This is a genomic window from Streptomyces sp. NPDC051569 (genome assembly GCF_044454085.1).
Taxonomy (GTDB): domain Bacteria; phylum Actinomycetota; class Actinomycetes; order Streptomycetales; family Streptomycetaceae; genus Streptomyces.
On the sequence record NZ_JBITDJ010000023.1, the window covers coordinates 54,500 to 80,968 of the forward strand.

Here is a 26,469-nt window from a genome sequence, read left to right on the forward strand (position 1 = left end):
TCCTGTTGTCGAGAGGACGGTCCCCCATCGCGCGGTATCCGCCCGTCCGCTCCCGCCAGGCGCGGGTACCACCGGCTGCACCGCGGCGGCGTCAGCGTACTCTCTTCGACAACTGTTGTTGTCGAGGGGGATGCGTCTACATGGTGGCCATGCGCCGGAACGACCTGTCCTCCCCGTTCACCGAGGAAGCCATCGACCGGATGACGGTCCTGGCCGTCGACGACCTCACACACCGGCTCGCCGGCCATGTCTTCGACGTGCCCGCACCGGACGCCGGGAACAACTCCCCGGCTCCCGACGGGAGCACGGACCGGGACGGTACGGGGACGGCGCCCGGGGCTGAGGCCGCCGCATCGCTCGCCCGGCTGCGCATACTCATGCACCTCAACCGTGCCGTGGAACGCCAGGCCCGCACCGAGGCCGAACAGGCCGCACGGGCGGGAGCGGGCTACCCCCAGATCGGCGACGCCTGGTACATCACCCGCCAAGGAGCCCGCCGGCGCTGGCCGGGGCTCGTCTTCACCGCCGCGCCCCCCGGACGCCCCATACCCCCGCAAGAGAGCAGGAACGACCCCGTGAACAGCCTCAGCCACACCTACGACGTCCTGCTGGTGGAGGACGACGCCGCCGACGCCCTGCTCATCGAAGAGGCCCTCCAGGAACACGGGATGGCCCGCTCCATCAATCAGGCCGAGGACGGCATGGCCGCCCTGGAGTACCTGCGCGACCCCGCGAATCCGCGCCCCGACCTCATCGTGCTGGACCTGAACATGCCGCGCATGAACGGGCGGGAGCTGCTGACCGTACTCAAGGACGATCCGCAGCTGCTGACCATCCCGGTGGTGGTCCTGACCACCTCGGGCGCCCCGGACGACGTACGCGCCGCGTACCATCAGCACGCCAACGCGTATGTGATCAAGCCGCTCAATCTGGACGATTTCATCCAGGCCGTGCGGAGCATCGACGCGTTCTTCCTCGAAACAGCGGTCAAGCTTCCGAGGCGCTGAGTCCCCGCCGCCGCCGGGCGCCCCCGCCGTCCGGGACGGAACGCGGGCGGCCGGGCGGGACGGCCTCCGCGCGCCGCGACCCGGTCCCTCGGGGGTCCGGGTCCTTCCGCTGTTCACGCCGACGCCGATCGCCGCGCCCGTGGCCGCACCGGGCGCCCGACCATCGCTCGGACGTACGGAAACACCCGCACCACCCGCACCACCCGCTCCGCCGTGACGCGTGACGTTCCCCGTCCCGCCCGGAGCGCCGTGGCCGTAACCGGCGCCGTGGCCGCATGTGCCGCCCGCGCGTGATCACTCCGCGCTGAACACCCCGCGCCCGAAGACCCGCACTCGCGTCCCGGCGCCGAGCCCGCCCCGGCACGGCGCCCTGAGACGCGGTCCTGACACGCGGTCCTGACACGCCGTCCGTCACGTCACCCCTGTCACTTCTCACGCCGGATCTTTCTCCGCACCGGCCTCCCAGGTGAACGGGAGGGAAAGTCCCACCGAACGCGCAGAACACATAAATGCCCCTTCAGTGAACGTACATGGGCCGGTAGCAGCATTAGCGCCCGGGTGATGTCTAATGAGGCGAATCATGAACTCGTCTTGACCAACACACCCATTTCCGGGCCTTTGGTGAAGGCTGAGGCGAGGGCCGACCGCACCGCGGTATCGCCGGGCTCCGACCCGCACCGGTTCCTCCAGCACCGACGCACGACGCCATGCGGCGCGTTTTATCTGGGAGCACGAGTGTCCGACGCGCATCACCGAGGTCTTCCGCTGACTCCGGGCCAGTCGGCCGTCTGGTTCGGCCAGCAGCTCGACCCGGAGAGCCCGGCCAACAATCTCGGGCTCTATGTCGACATATCGGGGCCCCTGGACGCCGCTCTGCTGGAGCGGGCCATCGAGGGCTGCTCGCGGGAAGCCGACGCCCTCCGGGTGCGGGTGGCGGAGCTGGACGGCGAACCCCGGCAGTGGTTCGAGACGTCGATGCGGCCGGACGTCACCCGGATCGACCTCACGCACGAGACGGACGCCGAGCGGGCCGCCCTCGCTCTGATGCAGGACGACATGGCGCGCCCGAGGGTCCCCGGCGAGCCGCCGAACATCACCTTCTTGCTCATCCGTCTCGCCCCGGACCGCCACTGGTGGTACCTGCGCTGCCACCACCTCGTCCTCGACGGATTCGGCGCCTCGGCGGCCGTCCGCAGAATCGCGGTGCTCTACTCCGCCCTGGCGGAGGGAACGGATCCCACCGGGAAGCCTCTGGGATCGCTGCGGGTACTGCTGGACGAGGAGGCCGAGTACCGCGCCTCCGACCGCTACCCCGCCGACCGGGCCTACTGGAAGGGGCGGTTCGCCGGCCTCTCCGAGCCCGCCACACTGACCCGGCACACGGGAACCGCGTCCCGGCGGGCGCACCGCTCCACCACCTGGCTGGACAGCGCGGCCGAGGCCGGCCTGCGCGCGGTGGCCCGCCGCGCCGGGACCAGCTGGCCCCGCGCCTTCATAGCCGCGACCGCCGCGTACGTGCACCGGATGACCGGCGCGGACGATGTCGTGCTCGGCCTGCCCGTCACCGTACGGGAGAGCGCCGCCGCCCAGCTCGCCCCCGGCATGGTCGCCAATGTCGTTCCCCTGCGCATCCCGGTCACCGGTGACATGACGCTGGAGACGCTGACCGCCCAGGCCGCCGACGAAGTCAAGAACGCACTGCGCCATCAGCGCTACCGCCACGAGGAACTCAGCCATCAGCTGGAGCTGACCGGTACCGGGCGGCGGCTGCACGGCCCCGTGGTCAACATCATGCCCTTCGACTACGAACTGCGCTTCGGCGCGGCCGAAGGGGCGATGCACAACTTGTCCAACGGGCTGGTTCCTGACCTGTCGATCGCCTGTTACGGCGGCAATCCGCGTCGCGGCGGTCGCATACGTGTCGACTTCGACGCCAACTCCGCGCTGTACACCAGCGAGGAACTGACGGCTCATCAGGAACGCTTCCTGCATTTCCTCGCCGGTCTGGCCGGCACGCGGGAACAGAGCGGCCCCCCGGTCGGCGCGGCCGGGCTGCTGCTGCCCGGTGAGCGGCAGCGGCTGGTCGCCGGCTGGAACGACACGGTGCGCGAGGACGCGGCGGACGTCGTGGAACTGATCCGCGCGCAGGCCGTGCGCACGCCGGAGGCCGACGCCGTGGTGACCCCTGACGGCACCCGTCTGTCGTACGCGGAACTGGAGAGGCGGTCGGACCTGCTGGCCCGGTCGCTCGTCGCACGCGGCGTGGCACCGGAGCGGTACGTCGCCGTCTTCCTCCCCCGCTCCACCGATCTGCTGGTCGCGATGCTGGCGGTGCTGAAGACCGGCGCCGCCTATCTGCCGCTGGACCCCGAATATCCGGCGGAGCGGCTCGCGTACATGCTCGCCGACACCGCTCCGGTCCTCGCGCTCACCACGGGCGAGCTCGCCGGAACGCTGCCGACGGAGGTCAGGACGCTGCTGATGGACGGCGGTGAGCACGGCGACGCGGGTGAGCACGGCGACGCGGGTGAGCACGGCGACGCGGGTGAGCACGGCGACGCGGGTGAGCACGGCGACGCGGGTGAGCACGGCGACGCGGTGGGAGCCGGCGCGTCCGGGCTGCCCTCGGCCGATCCGGCCGGAGCCGCCTACGTCATCTACACGTCCGGTTCCACGGGCCGCCCCAAGGGCGTCGTGGTGAACCGGGGCAACCTGGCGAACCTGCTGACCGACATGGCGGACCGGCTGGCGCTGAGCGGCACCGACCGGCTGCTCGCCCTGACCACCGTCGGCTTCGACATCGCCGTCCTCGAACTTTTCACCCCGCTGGTCGCGGGTGGTGCCGTCGTCCTCGGCGACCGCAGTCTCGTCCACGACCCCGAACGGCTGCGCCGCCTGATCGAGCGGGAGCACGTGACGGTCGCGCAGACCACCCCCAGCGGCTGGCAGCCGATCGTCACGGACGCCGGGGAGACGCTGCGCGGAGTACGGGCACTGGTCGGTGGCGAGGCGCTTCCGGCGGAGCTGGCCCGTACGCTGGCCCTCTCCACGGCCGGCGCGATGAACGTCTACGGGCCGACCGAGACCACCATCTGGTCCACGGTCGCCCCCCTGACCAGCGATCTGAGCGGTACGCCGCCGATCGGCCGGCCCATCAGCAACACCCGGGCCTACGTCCTGGACGCCGCCCTGCGACCGGTCCCGGCCGGTGTGACGGGTGAGCTGTATCTGGCCGGCGCCGGAGTGGCCCGCGGGTATCTGGGCCGTCCGGAGCTGACCGCCGAGCGCTTCGTGGCCGACCCGTTCGCCACGGGAAGCGGTCCGTCCGGGGCCGGGCGCGGCGGCCGGATGTACCGCACCGGGGACCTGGCCCGCTGGACGGCGGACGGCCGGCTGGAGTATCTGGGCCGGGCGGACCAGCAGGTCAAGATCCGTGGTGTACGGATCGAACCCGGCGAGATCGAAGCGGTCCTGGAGGCCGACGCGGGCGTCGCCCAGGCGGTCGTGGTCGCTCGTGGGACGGGCTCCGGCACGGACGGTGGGACGGGCGGGCTGCGCCTGGTCGCCTACCTGGTGCCCACCGACGCGGAAAACCCGCCGGTGGTGGAGGAGGTACGAGCCCGGCTCGGGCAGGCCCTGCCCGCGCACCTGGTGCCCGCCGCTTTCGTCACGCTGGCCGAGCTGCCGATGACGGCGAACGGCAAGGTCGACCGTAAGGCCCTGCCGGCACCGGACTTCTCGGCTCCGGTGGGCGGGCGTGCGCCGCGCACGGACCGGGAGGCCGTGCTGTGCGCGGTGTTCGCCGACGTCCTGGGGCTCCCCCGGGTCGGCGTGGAGGACAATTTCTTCGCGCTCGGCGGCGACAGCGTCATGTCCTTCCAGCTGGCGGCCAAGGCCCGGCGGGAGGGCGTGCTGTTCACGCCGCGCGACGTGTTCGAGCAGCCGACAGTGGCGGCGCTGGCCGCGTGCGCCACCACCGGCGCCGAGGCCCCGGAGGGTGTCGGCCACGCCGATGGCCCCGGCCGGGAAATCGCCGGGTACCCCGCCGACGAGGAGGCCGCCGAACGGTTCCGCGCGGCCTACCCGGGCGCCGAGGACATCCTGCCGCTCTCCCCGCTCCAGGAGGGCCTGCTCTTCCACGCGCTGTACGAGGAGCACGCGGCCGGCTCGTACGCCGCGCAGCTGCGGCTGGAGTTCAGCGGGCCGCTGGACGAGGACCGGCTCCGCACCGCGTGGCGGACCGTGCTGGAGCGGCATCCGAACCTGCGGGTGGCCTTCGCCACCGACGAGGAGACCGACCGGCCCGTCCAGGTCGTGATCGCCGGTGCCGAGCCCGAGTGGCGCACCGAGGACCTGTCCGGCGGTGCGCCCGGCGACAGCGACGAGGCATGGGAGCGGCTCGCCGACGAGGAGCGTTCGGCGGGCTTCGACCCCGGCCGCGCGCCGCTCCTGCGGATGGCGCTGGCCGCGCTCGGCGACGGCCGCCACTGCCTGCTCTTCACACACCATCACCTCCTCCTCGACGGCTGGTCCATGCCGCTGCTGGCCGGCGAGCTGTTCGCCCTGTACGGCGGCGCCGGGCCCGCCGGAACGCCGCGGGCCGCCGCCCCCTACCGCGCCTACCTGGACTGGCTGTCCCGTCAGGACCGGGCCGCGGCCGCCGCTGCATGGCAGGAGGCGCTGCGGGGCCTGGAGGAGCCCACGCACGTGGCGGAAGCCGCCCGGACGGCCGGGTCCGGCGACGGGCCCGGGTCCGGCAGCGTCCACGCCGAACTCGACGAGGACCTGACGGCGCGGCTCACCGCCGGGGCGCGCGGCCGGGGGCTGACCCTGAACACCGTGGTGCAGGGTGCCTGGGCGCTCCTGCTCGGCGCCCTCACCGGCCGGGACGACGTGGTCTTCGAATCGCCCGTCGCGGGCCGTGCCGCCGAGCTGCCCGGCGCGGATTCCATCGTCGGCCTGCTCATCAACACCCTGCCGGTCCGGGGGACGTTCGACCCCGCGGAACCCGTCTCCCGTTTCCTGGCGCGTCTCCAGGACGAACAGTCGCGGCTGCTGCCGCACCAGCACCTGGGTCTGGCCGACATCCGCCGCGACTGCGGCCCGGGCGCGCTCGGCGACACCATGGTGGTGTTCCAGAACTATCCGCTGGACCCGGAGGCGATCCGGCCGCCTCAGGGCCTGGAGCTGACCGGTGTCGACTACGCCGTCTCCACCCACTACGCGCTCAAGCTGACGGCGCTGCCCGGTGAACGGCTGCGCCTCGGACTCGACCACCGTACGGAGAGCGTCGGCCGCGCCGCCGCCGTGCGGATCTCGGATCAGCTTGTCCGGCTGCTGGAGTCGATGGCCCGGGACCTGGACCTGCCCGTGCACCGGGCCGGGACGCTCCGCGCCGCCGAACGCGAGCTGCTGCTCGGGGGCAGGCAGGGTCCTGCCGAGGAGCGCCCCATGACGACCCTGCCCCGGCTGGTCGAGGAGCGGGCCGCGCGGACGCCCCACGCGCCCGCGCTGGTCTTCGGCGACACCCGCCTGGACCACGCCGAACTGCACGCCCGGGCCAACCGGCTGGCGCGCCTGCTGGTCGCGCGGGGCGCTGGTCCCGAGGACGTCGTCGCCGTCGCCGTGCCGCGTTCCGCCGAGCTGGTGGTCGCGCTCCTCGCGGTCGTCAAGGCGGGGGCCGCGTACGTGCCGGTCGATCCGGCCTACCCGGCCGAACGCATCGCGCACATCCTCGGCGACGCCGCGCCCGTGGCGCTGCTCACCACCGGCGAAGCCCTCGCCGCCCTCCCGGAGGACGGTCCCGTCCCGGTGCTGCTGGACGGCGCCGAGACGGCGGCCGAGCTGGCCACCTTCCCGGACACCGACCTGAGCGACGCGGACCGGATCCGCCCGCTGTCCCCCGCCCACCCGGCGTACGTCATCCACACCTCGGGTTCCACCGGCCGCCCCAAGGGCGTCGTGGTCCCGCACCGGGGCGTCACCGGCTACCTCGGCTACCTCACCGGCACCGCGGGGCTCCGTGCCGATGACGTCGTCCTCAACCTCGCGTCCGTCTCCTTCGACCCGTCCGTCCGCGACCTCTTCGGCACCCTGGCGGCCGGTGGCTGCGTCGTCATGGTCCCGCCGGAGCAGGCGCGGGATCCGCGGGCGCTGGCGGAGGCGATGCGGCGGCACCGGGTCACGGTCCTGCTGTCCGTCGTGCCGTCGCTGCTGGCCGCGCTGGCCGAGGAGGCCGCCGGGCTGCCGGCGGCCGGACGCCCGTCGCTGCGTCTGGTGATGACCTGCGGCGAGGCCCTGACCGGTACGCATCTGGCGGACGTGGCGGCGCTCGGCGCGTGCCGGGTGGTGAACCAGTACGGACCCACCGAGGCCACCATGACGTCGGCGTTCCACCCGGTGCCGGCCGGCCCCGCCGAGCGCGGGGAACGGTTCCCTGTCGGCCGTCCCCTCCCCAACACCCGGGTGTATGTGCTCGACCACTGGCTGCGTCCGGTCCCGGACGGCGCCGCCGGCGAGCTGTACCTCGCGGGGCCCGGCGTCACGCGCGGCTACCTCGGCCGGCCCGGCACGACCGCCGAGCGGTTCCTCGCCGACCCCTTCGGCGCGCCCGGTTCCCGGATGTACCGCTCGGGCGACCTGGCCCGCTGGAGCGCCGACGGCCGTCTCGTCTACCTGGGCCGCGCCGACCACCAGGTCAAGCTGCGCGGCCACAGGATCGAACTGGGCGAGGTCGAGGCCGTACTGGAACGGCACGCCCTGGTGTCCCGCGCGGTGGCCGTCGTACGGGACAGCCCCGAGGGCGACCCGCGTCTGATCGCGTACCTCACGGCGGAGGCGGACGGGACCCCGGACGTGGCGGCGGTGCGCGAGCACGCGGCCCGCGTCCTGCCCGGCTACATGGTGCCGTCGGTGTTCGTCCCGATGGAGCGGCTGCCGCTGACCCCGAGCGGCAAGGTGGACCGGTCCGCGCTGCCCGCCCCGGTGGCCGGCGCCACCGCCCCGGGTCGGGGCCCGCGCACCGAGCTGGAGGAGGTCCTCTGCGACCTGTACGCGAAGCTGCTGGGCGTGGAGCGGCCCGGGATCGACGACGGTTTCTTCGACCTGGGCGGCCATTCGCTGCTGGCGACGCGCCTGGTCGGGCGGATCCGGTCGGCGCTCGGTGCCGACCTGCCGGTGCGCGCGGTGTTCGACGCGCCGACGGTCGCGGAACTGGCACAGGCCGTCACGGCGGCGGCCGGCGCTCCGGCCCGTAGGGCCCCGGTGCCGGTGGAGCGGCCCGAGCGGATCCCGTTGTCCCTCTCCCAGCAGCGGCTGTGGTTCCTGCGGCGGCTGGAGGAGGGCGGGCCTTCCGCCTACAACATCCGGGTGGTGCTGCGGCTGCGCGGGCCGCTCGACGTCACGGCGCTGCGTGCCGCGCTCGGCGACCTCACGGACCGGCACGAGGCGCTGCGGTCCGTCTTCCCGGACACCGACGGGGTGCCCCGCCAGGTGGTCCTGGACGCGGAGCGGGCCCGGCCCGCCCTGCGGCCGGTCCCGGTCACCGAGGCCGGGCTGGCCGCCGTCCTGGAGACGGCCGCCGGGTACGGCTTCGACCTGGCGGCGGAGCCCCCGCTGCGGACCTCCCTGTTCGCGCTGGGCGCCGAGGAGCACGTGCTGGCGCTGGTGGTCCATCACATCGCCGCGGACGGCTGGTCGATGGGGCCGCTCGCCGCCGATCTGTCGGACGCGTACCGCGCGCGGTGCGCGGGCCGCGCTCCCGGGTGGGAACCGCTGCCCGTCCAGTACGCCGACTACGCCCTGTGGGAACGGGAGGTGCGGGCGGACGAGGACGGTCCTGACGGCGCCGCCGCACTCCGGCTCGCGCACTGGCGGGAGCGGCTGGCGGACCTGCCCGAGCGGATCGCCCTGCCCACCGACCGGGCGCCGCGCGCCTCCGCGTCCGGGTCCCCGGGCGGCTCGCTGATGTTCCACGTCCCGGCGGACCTGCACGCCCGCCTCGCCGAGGCGGCCCGTACCCGTACGGCCACCGTCTTCATGGCGCTCCAGGCCGGTCTGGCCGCGCTGCTGACCCGGCTCGGCGCGGGCACCGACATCCCGCTCGGGACGGCGGTGGCCGGCCGCGCGGACGCGGTGCTGGACGACGTGGTCGGCTGCTTCGTCAACACCCTCGTCCTGCGCACCGACACCAGCGGCGATCCCGACTTCCCGGAGCTGCTGCGCCGGGTGCGGGAGACCGACCTGACGGCGTACGCGCATCAGGACGTCCCCTTCGAGCGGCTGGTGGACGAGCTCGGGGTGTCCCGCTCGACGGCCCGCAGCCCGCTGTTCCAGGTCATGCTCTCCGCCCAGCCCGAGCTGACCCATGACGCCCTGGAGATGCCCGGGCTGAGCACCGAACTGGTACGGGTGGGCGCGGACATCGCCCGCTTCGACCTCTCCTTCAACATGGCCGAACGCCATCGCGCCGACGGCTCGCCCGACGGCATCGACGGCCGGGTGGAGTACAACACCGACCTGTTCGACCGCACCACCGTGGAGCGCTTGACCGAGCGCTGGACCAGAATGCTGGAGACCTTCGTGAACGACCCCGGCCGTACGATCGGCTCCGCCGGCCTGCTGAGTGCCGCCGAGCGCCACCAGGTGCTCGTGGAGTGGAACGACACCGCGCTGGACGTGCCCGAGGGCACCCTGCCGGAGCTGTTCGCGGCGCAGGTGGCCCGGACGCCGGACGCCGAGGCGCTGGTGTCGGAGGACGAACGGATCACGTACGCGGAGCTGGACGCGCGGGTGCAGGCGCTGGCCGGGCGGCTGCGCCGCGCGGGTGCCGGCCCGGAGAGCGTGGTGGCGGTGGCGGTGCCCCGGTCCGCCGGGATGGTCGTCGCGCTGCTCGCGGTCCTCACGGCGGGCGCGGCGTACCTGCCGGTCGACCCGGAACTCCCCGCCGAGCGCGTCGACGTGCTGCTGGACGACGCCGCTCCGGTGTGTGCCGTGACCACGGCCGCCGCGCGCGCCGTGCTGGAGCGGGCGGGCTCGCTGCCCGCGATCCTGCTGGACGGCGCCGGGGAGGAGTCCCCGGCCGGGGACATCGCTCCGGGCGCTCGGCCCGGCCCGGACAACACGGCCTACGTGATCCACACGTCGGGTTCCACCGGACGTCCGAAGGGCGTCGCGGTCTCGCACCGGTCCGTGGTGAACCGGATGTGGGGCATGCAGGCGCGGTTCGGTCTGCGCTCCGACGACCGGGTGCTGCACAAGGCGCCCACCGGGTTCGACATCTCGGTCACCGAGATCTTCTGGCCGCTGCTCACCGGCGCGGCCGTGGTCGTGGCCCGGCCCGGCGGGCACCGCGACCCGGGCTACCTGGCCGGGCTCATCCGGGCCGAGCGGGTGACCACCACCCACTTCGTCCCGCCGATGCTGCGCGCGTTCCTCGCCGAAGCGGCCGCCGCCCGGTGCACCTCTCTGCGCCGGGTACTGGTGGGAGGCGAGGCCCTGCCCGCCGAGCTGATCCAGCGCTTCCGGGCTGTCCTGCCCGTTCCGCTGCACAACCAGTACGGACCGACCGAGGCGACCGTCGACGTCACCGACTGGGAGTGCTCCGGCGACCTGGCGGGCCCGGTGCTGATCGGCCGCCTGGTGGGCAACGTACGGGCGTACGTCCTGGACGCGGCGCTGCGGCCGGTGCCGCCGGGTGCGGCGGGAGAGCTCTACCTGGCCGGCGCCCAGCTGGCACGCGGCTATCTGAACCGCCCCGGGCTCACGGCGGCCGCCTTCGTGGCGGACCCGTACGGAGGGCCCGGCGAGCGGATGTACCGCACCGGTGACCTGGCCCGCTGGACCGGGGACGGCGCGCTGGAGCACCTGGGACGCGCGGACGACCAGGTGAAGGTGAACGGCGTACGCGTCGAGCCCGGTGAGGTGGCCGCGGCGCTCGGCGCGCTCCCGGATGTCGGCGAGGCGGTCGTCGTCGCGCACCCCGCGCCCTCGGGCGGCAAGCGGCTGGTGGGCTACGTCGTGCCGGGACCGGGCCGTACCGTCACGGCCGAGACGCTGCGCCGGCAGGTCGCCGAGCGGCTGCCGGAGTACCTGGTGCCCGCCGCGATCGTGCCGCTGGACGCGCTGCCGACCACCGTGAACGGCAAGCTGGACCGGGCGGCCCTGCCGGTCCCCGTGTTCGCCGTGCCGGCCGACGGCCGGGCTCCGCGCACGCCGCGCGAGGAAATCCTGAGCCGCGTGTTCGCGGAGGTCCTGCGGGTGCCGGAGGTCGGCGTGGAGGACGGTTTCTTCGCCCTGGGCGGCGACAGCATCATGTCCATCCAGCTGGTCAGCCGCGCCCGGAGAGCGGGCCTGGTCATCAGCCCCCGGGACGTCTTCGAGCACCAGACGGTGGCCGCGCTGGCCGCCGTGTCCACCCTGGAGGAGGACGAGCAGCGGACCGCCGCGAGCGACGACGGCACGGGACCGGTCGCGCTGCTGCCGATCGTGCACCGGCTGCGGGAACGCCGGGGTCCGGTGGAGGGCTTCCACCAGTCCGTCCTGGCACGGGTGCCGGCCGGGCTCGGCGAGGACCGGCTGACCGGTGCCGTCCGGACCGTCCTCGACCACCACGACGCGCTGCGGATGCGGCTGACGCGGACCGTCGGCGGGCTCGTCTGGGGGCTGGAGGTCGCGGAGCGCGGCACGGTCGACGCGGCGGCGGTGGTACGGCGGATACCGGTCGCGGAGAGCGATCTTGACGGCGCGGTGGCGGCGAACGCAGCCGAGGCGGTGGCCCGGCTCGCGCCGGAGGACGGTGTGATGGTCCAGGTGGTGTGGTTCGACGCCGGACCCGCCGTACCGGGCAGGCTGCTCGTCGTGGTGCACCACCTGGTGGTCGACGGGGTCTCCTGGCGCATCCTGCTGCCGGATCTGAGGGAAGCGTGGGAGGCGCTGACGGCCGGGGAGCCCGTGCGGCTCCAGCCGGTGCGGACCTCGTTCCGCCGGTGGGCGCAGTCGCTGAACGACCGCGCCCAGGATCCGGCGCTGATGGCCGAACTGGCCTACTGGGCCGAGGCGACCGCCGGCGCCGCCCCGCTGGTGACGGGGGTGCCGGACCCGGCGCGCGACACCGCGGGGACGGCGGGACGGCTGACCGTGACGCTGCCCGGCGGGATCGCGGGACCGGTGCTGTCGGCGGTTCCGGCCGCGTTCCACGGCGGCGTCAACGATGTACTGCTGGGGGCGCTGGCCGTGGCGGTACGGCGCTGGCGGGAGGAGCGCGGCGCGGCGGGCGACGGCGGGGTGCTCGTCGACCTGGAGACGCACGGCCGCGACGTCGAGCGGAGCGACGCGGACCTGTCCCGCACCGTGGGCTGGTTCACCAGCGTCCACCCGGTCGGCCTGGACACGTCCGCCGACAGCGCGTCCGGCGCCGTCAAGGCCGTCAAGGAGCGGCTGCGCGCGGTGCCCGGGCAGGGCTTCGGGCACGGCCTGCTGCGCTACCTCAACCCGCAGACGGCGCCTCTCCTGGCGAGCCTTCCGCAGCCGCAGCTCGGCTTCAACTACCTGGGCCGGATGGTGGCGGACACCGCGTCCGGCGACGCGCCCGCCGAGTGGACGGCGGTGGCCGGCGCGGAGGGCGTCGGGGCGGGCAGTGACCCGGCGACCCCGCTGACGCACGCCGTGGAGGTCAACGCGATCGCCACCGACGGCGCCGACGGGACCACCCTGTCCGCGACCTGGTCGTGGGCGCGTTCGCTGCTGGGCGAGGACGACGTACGGCGGCTCGCGGACCTGTGGTTCGCGGCGCTGACCGAGCTGGCCGGGCCGGACGGTGACCGGTCGCCCGGCGGGCACACCCCGTCGGACTTCCCGCCGGCCGGCGGGCACACCCCGTCGGACTTCCCGCTGGTCGCCCTGGACCAGGCCGGCGTCGAGACGCTGGAGGAGCACCATCCGGAGCTGGAGGATGTCCTGCCGCTCTCCCCGCTCCAGGAGGGCCTGCTCTTCCACGCGCTGTTCGACGACGGTGCGAGCGACGTCTACACCCCGCAGATCCGGCTCGACCTGGAAGGCGAGCTGGACGAGGAGACGATGCGCCGGGCCTGGGCGGTCCTGCTGCGCCGGCACGCGAACCTGCGCTCCGCCTTCGTCTCCGGGGCCGGTGACACGCCGGTGCAGGTGGTGCTGCGTGAGGCCGGTCTTCCCTGGCGCACGGTGGACCTGTCCGCGCTGCCGGACGACGAGCGCCGGCGGGCGCTGGACGAGCTGTACGCGGTGGAGCGGGCCGAGCGCTTCGACCTGACCCGGCCGCCTCTCGTCCGGGTGGCGCTGGCCCGGCTCGGGGAACAGCGGCACCAGTTGATCCTGACGCACCATCACATCCTGCTGGACGGCTGGTCCGTGCCCGTCCTGGCACGCGAACTGTTCACCCTCTACGCGGAGTCGGGCTCGGACGCCCGGCTGCCCCGGGTCACGCCGTACCGCGACTACCTGGCCTGGCACGCGGACCGGGACCGTGCGGCGGCCCGGCGGGAGTGGGCGCGCGCGCTGGACGGCGTGACGGAGCCGACCCTGCTGGCCGCGGCGGCTCCGGTGGAGGGCCCGGCTCCGGCCGGGCGGGTCTTCCCGGCCGTGCCGCCGGGTCTCACCGAGCGGCTGGAGGGGTGGGCGCGGCGGCGCGGCCTCACCCTGAACACGGTGCTCCAGGGCGCCTGGGCGCTGCTGCTGGGGCGGCTGACCGGGCGGCAGGACGTCGTCTTCGGTGCCACGGTCGCCGGACGGCCGCCGGAGATCCCCGGCATCGAGTCCATGGTCGGACTCTTCATCAACACCGTGCCGGTACGGGTCCGGCTGACGGACGACCTCACGCCGGAGGCGCTGCTGGGCCGGATGCGGGACGAGCGGAACGCGCTGCTGGCCCATGAGCACCTGGGGCTCGGCGAGATCCAGCGCGCGGCAGGTGTCGCATCCCTGTTCGACACGGTGCTGGTCTTCGAGAACTACCCGTTCGACGAGGGGGCGGCGGCCCGGCTCGGTGACCGCCTGACGCTCACCGGCAAGTCGACCCAGGAGGCCACGCACTATCCGCTGACGCTGGTGGCGGGCCGCGGCCACGACGGGCTGTGGCTGCGCTTCGACCACGCGCCGGGGGCGTTCACCGGCGACGCGGTCCGGTCGCTGGCCGACCGGTTCGTCCGGGTGCTGGAGGCACTGGCCGACGACCCGGAGCGGCTGACGGGCCTGCTCGACATCCTCACCGCCGACGAGCGGCGGCAGATCCTGACCGAGTGGAACGGCGACGCGACGCGCCGGGCCGCCACGAGCATCCCGGAGGAGTTCGCGGCGCGGGTGGAGCGCGCCCCGGACGCCGTGGCCGTGCGGTGGGCGGGCGGCTCCTGGACGTACCGCGAACTGGACGAGCGGTCCGGGGCGCTCGCGTTCCGGCTGACCGGGCTGGGTGTGCGGCCGGGCGACCGGGTGGCGCTGTACATGGAGCGCTCCGCCGAGGTGGTGGTGGCGGCGCTCGCCGTGGTGCGGGCGGGGGCGGCCTACGTCCCGCTGGACGCGCGCTTCCCGGAGGCGCGGCTGGAGTCGATGCTGCGGCAGTCCGGCGCGTCGGTGATCGTCACCGACGACCTGATCGCCGCCAGGAAGCTGCCGGGGGCCGGTCAGGTCGTCCGGACCGACGGCACGTCCGACGGCCCCGCGCCGGCCGGCGCGGGGAGCCCGGCGCCGGTGCCGCACCCCGACCAGGTGGCGTACGTGATGTTCACCTCCGGATCGACCGGTGAGCCCAAGGGCGTCGAGGTCACCCACCGCGGTGTCGTCAGCCTGGCCACCGATCCGCGCTGGGGGAAGGACGCGCACGAGGACCGGGTGCTGATGCACTCGGCGTACGGTTTCGACGCGGCGACGTACGAGCTGTGGGTGCCGCTGCTGGGCGGCGCGCGGATCGTGGTCGCGCCGCCCGGTGAGCTGGACGTGGCCGCCTACCGCCGGGTGATCCTCGGCGAGGGCGTGACCGCCGTGCTGCTGACGGCCGGTCTGTTCCGGGTGATCGCCGAGGAGGACCCGGGCGCGCTCGGCGGCCTGAGCGAGGTGCTGACGGGCGGCGACGTCGTCCCGGCGGGTGCCGTCCGGCGGGTGCTGGAGCACGGCCGGGGTGTACGGGTGACGGACGCGTACGGCCCCACCGAGATCACGGTGTTCGCCGTCGACCACACCCTCGGGGACGCGGAGCGGGTTCCCGGGACGGTGCCGATCGGGCGTCCGCGCGCCGGGATGCGCGCCTACGTGCTGGACACGCGGCTGCGCCCGGTACCGGCGGGCCTCGCCGGTGAGCTGTACATCGCCGGCGACGCGCTCGCCCGCGGCTACGCGGGCAGGCCGGGGCTGACGGCGGCGAGTTTCACGGCCGACCCGTTCGGTGCGCCGGGTACCCGGATGTACCGGACCGGCGACCTGGCGCGCTGGACGGCCGACGGCGTGCTGGAGTTCGCGGGGCGCGCCGACGACCAGGTCAAGGTGCGCGGGTTCCGTATCGAACCGGCCGAGGTCGAGACGGTGCTGCGCGGGTTCGAGGGGGTGGCGGACGCCGTGGTCGTGGTGCGTACCGCCCCGTCCGGGGGCAAGGCGCTGGCCGGTTACCTGGTGGCGGCGCCGGACGCGGTGCTGGATCCCGCGCTGCTGCGCCGCCGGGCCGCCGAGGTGCTGCCCGACTACATGGTTCCGGGCTCCCTGACGGAGCTGGCGGAGCTCCCGCTGACCACCAACGGCAAGGTGGACCGGGCGGCTCTGCCGGAGCCCGGACCGGCGACCGCGGCGGTGCCCGGTGCCGACGCGCCGCGCACCGCGCGCGAGGAGATCCTGTGCCGGGTCTTCGCGGAGGTGCTGGGGCTGCCCGAGGTCGGTGTGGACGACGGTTTCTTCGCCCTCGGCGGCGACAGCATCATGTCCATCCAGCTGGTCAGCCGCGCCCGCAGGGCCGGTCTGGTCCTCACCCCGCGCGATGTCTTCGAGCGGCAGACCGTCGCCGCGCTGGCGCCCGTGTGCGCCGACGAGCCGGGTGACGGGGCGGGTGACGGGGCGGGTGACGGGGCGACGGGGGCCGAGGACGACGGCACCGGGCCCGTCGCGCTCACCCCGGTGATGCACTGGTTGCGCGACTGGCGCGGTTCCGCGGCCGGATTCAAGCAGTCGGTACTGGTCGGGGTCCCGGCCGGGCTCGACGAGGGCCGGCTCGCCGGTGCGCTGCAGGCGGTGCTCGACCATCACGACGCGCTGCGCCTGCGGCTCACCGATGACGGGTCCGGCTGGCGGCTGACCGTCGCGGACCGGGGAGCGGTGGCGGCCCGGACCCTGCTGCGCCGGGTCGGCCTGGGCCCGGTGACGGAGGAGGAGGCCGACGCCGTCGTGGCCCGGGAAACGCGCGCGGCGGTGGCCCGGCTCGCGCCGGAGTCCGGTGTGATGGTGCAGGCGGTGTGGTTCGACGGCGGCCCCGGAGCCACCGGACGGCTGCTGCTGGTGGTCCATCACCTCGCGGTGGACGGGGTCTCCTGGCGCATCCTGCTGCCCGATCTCCGGGAGGCGTGGGAGGCCGTGACGGAGGGCCGGCCGGCCGCTCCGGACCCGGTCCGCACCTCCTTCCGGCGCTGGGCCGCGCTGCTCCAGGAGCGGGCGGCCGCGCCGGAACTGCGGGCCGAACTCCCGCACTGGGAAGCGCTGGGACGGGTGGCCGAGCCGGTGCTCGGGACGCGTCCGCCGGACCCGGCCGCCGACACCGCGGCGACGGCACGCCATCTGACGCTGACCCTGCCGGCCGGGACGTCCTCGGCGCTGCTGGCCGAGGTCCCGGCCGCGTTCCGCGGCGGTATGAACGATGTTCTGCTGGGCGCGCTCGCCGTCGCGGTGCGGCGCTGGCGGGAAGGCCGCGGCGACGCGGCCGCGCGCGGCCCCCTGCTGGTCGACCTGGAGGGGCACGGCCGGGACGCCGGGGACGGCGGGGCGGACCTGTCCCGTACCGTCGGCTGGTTCACCAAGGTGCATCCGGTGCTGCTGGACGCCGGGGACGCGGAGCCCGCGGACGCCGTCAAGCGGATCAAGGAGCAGTTGCGCGCGGTGCCCGGGGACGGGCTGGGCCATGGCCTGCTGCGCTACCTGAACGCGGAGACCGCGCCGCTGTTCGCCGGGGCCGCCCGGCCGCAGATCGGCTTCAACTACCTGGGCCGGGTGGCCGCGCGGACCGGCGGGGCGTGGGCCCTGCTGGAGCAGCCGGGCACGGCGCCGGAGGGCGCCGCCGCGGCGGTTCCGCTGGCGCACGCCGTGGAGCTGAACGCGATCACCGAGGAGCGGTCCGGAGGCCCGGTGCTCTCCGCGACCTGGACCTGGGCCGGCGGGGTGCTGGCCGAGGACGAGGTGCGTGAACTGGCGGAGCTGTGGTTCGCGGCGCTGACCGAGCTGGCCGGGGCGGCCGGGCGGGGTGAGGGCGGGCACACCCCGTCGGACTTCCCGCTGGTCTCGCTGGGCCAGGCGGACGTCGAAGCGCTGGAGGAGCGCCATCCGGGGCTGGAGGACGTCCTGCCGCTCTCCCCGCTCCAGGAAGGGCTGCTCTTCCACACGGTGTACGACGAGGAGGCCGCGGACGTCTACACACCGCAGCTGCGTCTCGACCTGACGGGACCGCTGGACGAGGCGGTGCTGCGCCGGGCGTGGGCCGCGCTGCTGCGGCGGCACGCGAACCTGCGCTCCGCGTTCGTGCACGACCTCGCCGGTGATCCGGTCCAGGTCGTCCTCTCGGACGCCGAGCTGCCCTGGCGTACGGTCGACCTGTCGGATCTGCCGGAGGCCGCCCGGGAACGGGAGTCGGCCCGGCTGGCCGCCGGGGAGCGGGACCGCCGCTTCGATCCGGCGCGTCCGCCGCTGATCCGGGTCGCGCTGGCCCGGCTCGGCGAGGACCGGCACCGGTTGGTCCTCACGCACCACCACATCATCCTGGACGGCTGGTCGATGCCGGTCCTGGCGCGGGAGCTGTTCGCGCTCTACGCGGCGCACGGCTCGGACGCCGCCCTGCCGCGCGTCACCCCGTACCGCGACTACCTGGCCTGGCGGGCCGGGCGGGACCGGGACACGGCCCGGGACGCGTGGTCGGCGGAGCTGGCCGGTCTCGACGGGCCCACCCTGCTGGCGCCCGAGCCGAACCCGGCCGTGGACGCCGGCTCCGTACCGGCGCACTTCGTGGCCGACGTACCGGAGGAGACCCTGGCCAACCTGCGCCGGCTGGCGCGGGAACACGGTCTGACGCTGAACACGGCCGTGCAGGGCGCCTGGGCGCTGCTGCTGGGGCGGCTGACCGGGCGGCAGGACGTCGTCTTCGGCGCCACGGTCGCCGGACGGCCGCCGGAGATCCCCGGCATCGAGTCCATGGTCGGACTCTTCATCAACACCCTGCCGGTACGGACCGTTCTCGACCCGGCGGAGCCGGTGCTCGGGCTGCTGCGGCGGCTCCAGCGCACCCAGGCCGGTCTGATGGCGCACCAGCACCTCGGGCTGAGCGAGGTCAACCGGCTGGCCGGGCACCCGAGCCTGTTCGACACGCTCGTGGTCTTCGAGAACTACCCGTCCGACGGGGGCGCCGCGGTGTCCGAGGACGGACTCGCCGTCACCGGGCGGGAGTTCGACGACGGTACGCACTACCCGCTGACGATCGCCGCCGGGCTGGACGACGACCGGCTGCGGCTGTGGTTCCACTACACCCCGCGGCTGTTCCCGCAGGACGTACCGCTGCTCGCGGAGCGCTTCGTACGGCTGCTGGGCACCCTCGCCGGGGACCCGTCGGCGGCGGTCGGCAGCGTCGACGTCCTGACGCCGGGCGAGCTGCACCGGGTGCTGGTCGAATGGAACGGCACCGACACCTGGAACACCGCCGGAGCGCGCGACCCGGGGGTGAGCGTCCCCGAGGCGTTCGCCGCGCAGGCGGCCCGCACCCCGGAGGCGGTGGCCGTCCGCTGGGACGGCGGTACGTGGACCTACCGTGAGCTGGACGAACGCTCCGACCGGCTGGCGGCGCGGCTCACCGGCGCCGGTGTCGGCGCCGGCACCGGCACGGAGCACCGCGTGGCGCTCCTGCTGGAGCGCTCGCCCGACGTGGTGACGGCGGTGCTGGCGGTACTGAAGGCCGGCGCGGCCTATGTGCCGCTGGACGCCCGGCTCCCGGCCGTCCGGCTGCGCTCGATGATGGAGCGGGGCGGGATCTCCGTCCTGGTGTGGGACGGCGTCGCGTCCGTCGGGGAGCACCTCGAAGCCGAGCGTGTCCTGACCGTCGACGACGATCCGCGCGGCGACGAGGCGACATCGGCGACGCCGGCGACGGTGCGCACGCACCCGGACAGCGCGGCGTACGTGATGTTCACCTCCGGATCGACCGGCGAGCCCAAGGGCGTGGAGATCTCCCACCGCGGTGTGGTCGGCCTGGCCACCGACCGCCGCTGGCGCGGCCACGACGAGGACCGTGCGCCGGACCGGGTGCTGATGCACTCGCCGTACGGCTTCGACCCCGCCACGTACGAGCTGTGGATGCCGCTGCTGAACGGCGGGCAGATCGTGGTGGCGCCGCCCGGTGAGCCGGACGTGACGGTCATCGGCCGGGTCGTCCGCGAGCACGGGGTCACCTCACTGCTGCTGACGGCCGGTCTGTTCCGGGTCGTCGCCGAGGAGGACCCCGGCGTCCTGAGCACCGTGCGCGAGGTGCTGACCGGTGGTGACGTGGTCTCCGCCGCGTCGGTACGGCGCGTCCTGGACGCCTGCCCGGGGATCGTCGTCACGGACATCTACGGTCCGACCGAGATCACCCTCTTCGCCACCCAGCACACGATGCGTGAGGCGGCGGAGGTCGCGGGCAGTGTGCCGATCGGGCGGGCCCGTGACGGCATGCGGGCCTACGTGCTGGACAGCACGCTGCGGCCGGTGGCTCCCGGTGCGGCCGGCGAGCTGTACCTCGCGGGGAACGCCCTCGCGCGCGGCTATCTGGGCCGGGCGGCGCTGACCGCCGAGCGGTTCGTCGCCAACCCGTACGGCGCGGCCGGTGAGCGGATGTACCGGACCGGGGACCTGGTGCGCTGGAGCGCCGAGGGCCTCCTGCAGTTCATCGGGCGGGCCGACGCGCAGGTGAAGATCCGGGGCTTCCGGATCGAACTGGGCGAGGTCGAGACGGTGCTGGGCGGGCTCGACGAGGCGGCCGACGCCGTGGTCGTGGTGCACAGGGCGCCCTCGGGCGGCAAGCACCTGGTCGGTTACGTGGTGCCCGCGCCGGGCCACGCCCCGGACACCGAACTGCTGCGGCGGCGGGTCGCCGAGCGGCTGCCGGAGTACATGGTCCCTTCCGAGATCATGCTGCTCGACACGCTCCCGCTGACGGCGAACGCGAAGGTGGACCGGGCTGCCCTGCCGGTCCCCGGCTTCGCGGCGCCGGGCGGCGGCCGGGCCCCGGGCAGCGCGCTGGAGAAGGTGCTGCGCGACCTCTTCGTGGAGGTGCTGCGGGTGCCCGAGGTCGGCGTGGACGACGGCTTCTTCGCGCTGGGCGGCGACAGCATCATGTCGATCCAGCTGGTCAGCCGGGCCCGCCGGGCGGGCATCGTCCTCACCCCGCGTGACGTCTTCGAGCAGCAGACGGTGGCCGCGCTGGCAGCTGTCTGCGGTACGGACGACGACGGGGCCACGGCCGCGCCGGCCCACGGCGCGGACGGGACCGGTCCGGTCGCCCGCACCCCGGTGATGCACTGGCTGCGCGACTGGCGCGGTTCGGTGGCCGGGTTCCAGCAGTCCGTCCTGGTCCACGTCCCGGCCGGCCTCGACGAGGACCGGCTGACCGGCGCCGTCCAGGCCCTGCTGGACCATCACGACGTCCTGCGGCTGCGGCTGACGGGCGATCAGGAACTGTCCGTCGGCGAGCGCGGTTCCGCCGACGCGGCGGCGTGCGTACGCCGGGTCGACATCAGCTCGCTGGACGAGCGGGAGACGGCGGCCCTGCTGTCCGCCGAGGCGACGGCGGCGGTGGACCGTCTGGCGCCCGGCTCGGGCGCGATGACACAGGTGGTGTGGTTCGACGCGGGGACGCGGACTCCCGGCCAACTACTCGTGGTGATCCACCACTTGGCGGTCGACGGCGTGTCCTGGCGCATCCTGCTGCCGGACCTGAAGGAGGCATGGGAGGCCCTGACGGCCGGCCGGCCGGTCCAGTTGGACCCGGTCCCCACCTCCTTCCGGCGCTGGGCCCAGCTGCTCCACGACGACGCCCAGGACGGCGCCGGGAGCCCCGGCCCGGCGGGCGAACTCGCCTACTGGACCGAGGCGTCGGCGGCCCCCGAGCCGCCGCTGGGCAGCCGGGCACTCGACCCGGCCCGGGACACCGCGAGCACGGCGGAGCGGCTGACGGTCACCCTGCCGCAGGACATCACGACGGCCCTGCTGTCCACCGTTCCGGCGGCCTTCCACGGCAGCGTGAACGACGTACTGCTGGGCGCGCTGACCGTCGCCGTACGGCAGTGGCGGCGGACGCGCGGCGCCGGGACGGACCATGGCGTGCTGGTGGACCTGGAGAGCCACGGCCGGGCGGGAGAACGCTACGGCGTCGACCTGTCGCGTACGGTCGGCTGGTTCACCAGCCTCTACCCGGTCCGGCTGGACACGGGTCAGGACCGTCCCGCGGACGCCGTCAAGCGGGTCAAGGAGCAGCTGCGGGCGGTGCCCGCGCAGGGCATCGGCTACGGCCTGCTGCGGTACCTGAACCCGCGTACCGGCGCCCTGCTCGCCGACCGCCCCCAGCCGCAGATCGGCTTCAACTACCTGGGCCGGGTGGCGTCCGGAGCCGGTCACGGGACGGACGGCGGGACGTCGGACTGGACGATGGCGCACGGCGCCGACCTGTCCGGCACCGGTTCCGCCCCCGACGTCCCGCTGGCGCACGCGATGGAGATCAACGCGGTCACCCTGGACGGTCAGGACGGCCCCGCGCTCTCCGCGACCTGGTCGTGGGCCGGGGGGCTGCTGAGCGGGGACGAGGTGCGGGAGCTGGCCGGACTGTGGCGAACCGCGCTGGAGTCCCTCGTGGCGTCGCCCGCCACCGGCCACACACCGTCGGACTTCCCGCTGGCGCCGCTGGACCAGCAGGCGGTCGACCGCCTGGAGGCCGGCTACCCCGGCCTCACGGACGTCCTGCCGCTCTCACCGCTCCAGGAGGGCTTCCTCTTCCACGCCCTGCTGGCCGGGCAGGCCACCGACGTCTACACCGCGCAGGCCCAGCTCGACCTGGAAGGCCCGCTGGACGAGGACGTCCTGCGCCGGGTCTGGGCGGCGCTGCTGCGCCGCCACCCGAATCTGCGCTCCGCCTTCACGCACGACACGGCGGGCACGCCGGTCCAGGTCGTCCCCGGCGAGACCGGCATGCCCTGGCGTGGCGAGGACCTGTCCGCGCTGCCCGAGGAGGGGCGGCAGCCGGCGGTGGACCGGATCGCCGCCGAGGAGCGGACCGTACGGTTCGACCTGTCCCGTCCTCCGCTGATCCGGGTCGCGCTGGCCCGGCTCGGCGACGAACGGCATACGCTGATCCTGACGGCCCATCACATCCTGCTGGACGGCTGGTCGATGCCCGTCCTGATCCGGGAGATGTTCGCGCTGTACGCGGCGGACGGATCGGACACGGTCCTGCCGCGCGCGACGCCGTACCGCGACTATCTGACCTGGGTCGCCGCACAGGACGCGGACGCGGCGCGGGCCGCCTGGTCGGCCGAGCTGGCCGGTCTCGACGGCCCCACCCTGCTCGCGCCCGGCGCGGCGGCGGACGCCGCGGCGGCGGAGCCGGCCCGGCTGGACCTCGTGGTGGAGCGGGACACCGAGGAGGCCCTGCGCCTGCTCTCCCGTGAGCACGGCCTGACACTGAACACGGTGGTCCAGGGCGCCTGGGCGCTGCTGCTGTCCCAGCTCACCGGAGGCCAGGACGTCGTCTTCGGCGCCACCGTCGCCGGCCGCCCGCCGGAGATCCCCGGCATCGAGTCCATGGTCGGCCTCTTCATCAACACCCTGCCGGTACGCGCCGCCCTCGACCCGGCCGAGACGGTGCTGGACGTACTCCTGCGACTCCAGGACGCGCAGTCGGGCCTGATGGCCCACCAGCATCTCGGGCTCAGCGAGACCACGCGACTGGCGGGACTGCCCCGCCTGTTCGACACGCTCGTCGTCTTCGAGAACTATCCCGTGGCTCCCGGCACGCCCGGGGCCGGCGACGGGCCGCGGCTGGTGAGCACCCAGGGCCGGGACGCCACCCACTATCCGCTGAGCCTGATCGTCACCCAGGGAGGCGGCCTCACCCTGCGGCTCGCCTACCAGCGCGGCCTCTTCGACGAGCGGACGATCGCGGAGATCGGGTCGCGGCTCGACCGCGTGCTGAAGGTGCTGGCCGACGACCACACCAGGACCGTGGCCTCCGTCGACGTCCTCGGCGCGCGGGAGCGCCACCAGGTGCTGGCCGCGTGGAACGACACCTCGGTGCGCACGGAGCCGGCCACGCTGCCGGAGCTGCTCGCGGCCCAGGCCGTACGCACCCCGGACGCGGAAGCCGTCGCCTTCGAGGGCGACCGGCTGACCTACCGTCAGCTCGCTTCCCGGGCAAGCCTGCTGGCCAGGAAGCTGCGCGGACTCGGGGCCGGTCCCGAGACCCGGGTGGCCGTGGCCGTGCCGCGCTCCACGGAGCTGATCGTGGCGCTGCTGGCGGTCCTGGAGACGGGCGCCGCCTATGTGCCGGTCGACCCGGGGAATCCGGCGGAGCGTCTGGCCATGCTGCTCGCCGACACGGATCCGGTGTGCGTGCTGACCACACCCGCCACCCCGGCCATGGCGTTGCCCGAGGGCCTCCGGGTCATCGGGATCGACGCCGGGGACGCCGGGGACGCCGGGGACGCCGCCGACGGCACGGCGGCCGGCGAGCCGGCGCCGCCGGCGACGGTGGACCCGCGCAACACCGCGTACATCATCCACACCTCGGGTTCCACCGGCCGTCCCAAGGGCGTGGCGGTCACCCATGAGGCGATCGTGAACCGGCTGCGCTGGATGCAGTCGGAGTACGGCCTGCGGCCCGGGGACCGGGTGCTCCAGAAGACCCCCACCGGCTTCGACGTATCGGTGTGGGAGCTGTTCTGGCCGCTGATCACCGGCGCGACCCTGGTCGTGGCCCGGCCCGACGGGCACCGCGATCCCTCCTATCTGGCGGAGTTGATCCGTACCGAGCGCGTCACCACCGCGCACTTCGTCCCGTCCATGCTGGCGGCCTTCCTGGACGAGCCCGCCGCGGCCGGATGCACCGGCCTGCGCCGTGTGGTGTGCAGTGGCGAGGCGCTGCCCGCGGAGCTGGTGCGGCGCTTCCACTCCGTACTGGACGTGCCCCTGCACAACCTCTACGGACCGACCGAGGCGGCCGTCGACGTGACGTACTGGGAGTGCGCGCGGGGTGACGACGGCCCGGTGCCGATCGGCCGTCCGGTGTGGAACACCCGCGTCTACGTCCTGGACGCCGCGCTGCGCCTGGTGCCGCCGGGCACGGTCGGCGAGCTGTACCTGGCGGGCATCCAGCTGGCCCGTGGCTACCACGACCGGCCGGCGCTGACCGCGGAACGCTTCCTGGCGGACCCGTACGATCCGGACGGCGCGGGCGGCCGGATGTACCGCACCGGCGACCTCGCCCGGTGGCGTGCCGACGGTGTCCTGGAGTACCAGGGCCGCTCCGACCAGCAGGTGAAAATACGCGGTGTCCGGATCGAGCCGGGCGAGATCGAGGCAGCGCTGCTGACGCACCCGGGGGTCTCCCAGGCGTCGGTCGTCGTCCGCCGGGACGAGCGCGGTGAGGCACGTCTGGTCGCCTACGCCGTGCCGCCGAGCGGGGAACCCACCGGAGGAGCCGCCGGGGAGACGGCCGGACAGACGGCCGATGTGGCTGAGCTGCGCCGGTACCTCGCGGCGCTCCTGCCGGACCATCTGGTGCCCGCCGCCGTGGTGTCGCTGCCCGCGCTGCCGCTGACCGCGAACGGAAAACTGGACCGGAAGGCGCTGCCCGCGCCCCGGTTCTCCTCCTCGGCCACGGGCCGGGCTCCGCGCGACGCCGAGGAGCGGACGCTCTGCGAGCTGTTCGCGGAGGTGCTCGGGGTCCCGGAGGTGGGGCCCGACGACAGCTTCTTCGACCTGGGAGGTCATTCCCTGCTCGCGGTCCGGCTCGCGGGGCGGGTCAGGTCCGACCTCGGCGCCGACCTCGGCATCCGCTCCCTGTTCGACACCCCCACTCCGGCGGGGATCGCGGACCGGCTGCGCGCGGAGCGGCCCGGCGGCGAGCGGACGGGCTCCCTCTCCGACGGCGCGCTGGAGGTCCTGCTGCCGCTGCGGACCACGGGCGGGCGGCCACCGCTGTTCGCCGTGCACCCGTCGGTCGGGCTGAGCTGGACGTACTCCGGTCTCATCCCGGAGCTCGGCGAGGACCAGCCGCTCTACGGCCTGCAGGCCAGGGGCCTGGCCCGTCCCGGGGAACTGCCGCACTCGATCGGCGAGATGGCCGAGGACTACCTGGCACGGATCCGCGCGGTCCAGCCCGAGGGGCCCTACCATCTGCTGGGCTGGTCCTTCGGCGGTCTGGTCGTCCACGAAATGGCGCGGCAGCTCGGCGAGTCGGGCGAGCGGGTGGCGCTGCTCGTCCTGCTGGACGCGTACCCGCCCGCCGCCGGCGAGCCGGGCGAGGGACCGCAGGACGGCGACATCCTCGCCCAACTGCTCGGCTTCCTCGGCCACGAGGTGCCGGAACTGCCCGATGGAGCGCGGCTGGACGCGGCGACCGCCCGGGAGATCCTGCGCCGCGACGGCGCGGCGCTCGCCGAGGTCGGCGAGCACACCATCGAGGCGCTGCCCCGGGTGTCCGCCAACCACGCCGAGCTGATGCGGGGGCACGTACCCGGCCGCTTCGACGGTGATGTGCTGCTGTTCACCGCCGAACTGGGCCGGGAGCCCGGTGCTCCCGGTGCCGAGGCCTGGGCGCCGTACGTGAGCGGCCGCATCGAGGTGCGTCCGGTCGCGGCCTCCCATCACGACATGACCCTTCCCGAACCGATCGCCGAGATCGGCCGCGTCATCGCGGACCGGCTGGACGCGATCCACGCACAGTCCCCCGAGTTGTCCCCCACCGTGAACGGAGCAGAACGATGAGCAACCCCTTCGAGGACGCCGACGCGCAGTACCTGGTCCTGGTCAACGACGAGGCCCAGTACTCCCTGTGGCCCGTCTTCGCCGAGGTCCCCGCCGGGTGGACCATCGCCCGCGAGGCCGGCGGCCGCGACGAGAGCCTCGCCTTCGTCGAGGAGAACTGGACGGACATGCGTCCCAAGAGCCTGGTCGACCTCATGGACCGGGACAGCTGAGCCGTCGACGGCACCGCGACACCGCACCGACCCGC

General features: G+C 74.5%; 3 protein-coding genes. All 3 read left to right on the forward strand.

Annotated features, from left to right (window positions below; translation table 11 throughout):
* Nucleotides 1-149 precede the first annotated feature (149 nt).
* The 3 genes from ACIBAE_RS25780 to ACIBAE_RS25790 all read left to right on the forward strand — a co-directional run bounded on the left by ACIBAE_RS25780 (nt 150) and on the right by ACIBAE_RS25790 (nt 26,434).
* A complete protein-coding gene (locus ACIBAE_RS25780) occupies nt 150-1,007 on the forward strand; it encodes a response regulator (protein ID WP_399289852.1) in 858 nt (285 codons plus the stop codon).
* Between the two features lie 735 nt (nt 1,008-1,742).
* Nucleotides 1,743-26,222 (forward strand): non-ribosomal peptide synthase/polyketide synthase, encoded by a 24,480-nt coding sequence (locus ACIBAE_RS25785; RefSeq protein ID WP_399289787.1) that lies wholly within the window; start codon nt 1,743-1,745, stop codon nt 26,220-26,222.
* Nucleotides 26,219-26,434 carry an MbtH family protein gene (locus ACIBAE_RS25790; RefSeq protein ID WP_399289789.1) on the forward strand — a complete coding sequence of 72 codons (216 nt, stop codon included), beginning with the start codon at nt 26,219-26,221 and terminating at the stop codon, nt 26,432-26,434. The genes ACIBAE_RS25785 and ACIBAE_RS25790 overlap by 4 nt, the downstream gene beginning before the upstream one ends.
* Nucleotides 26,435-26,469 lie beyond the last annotated feature (35 nt).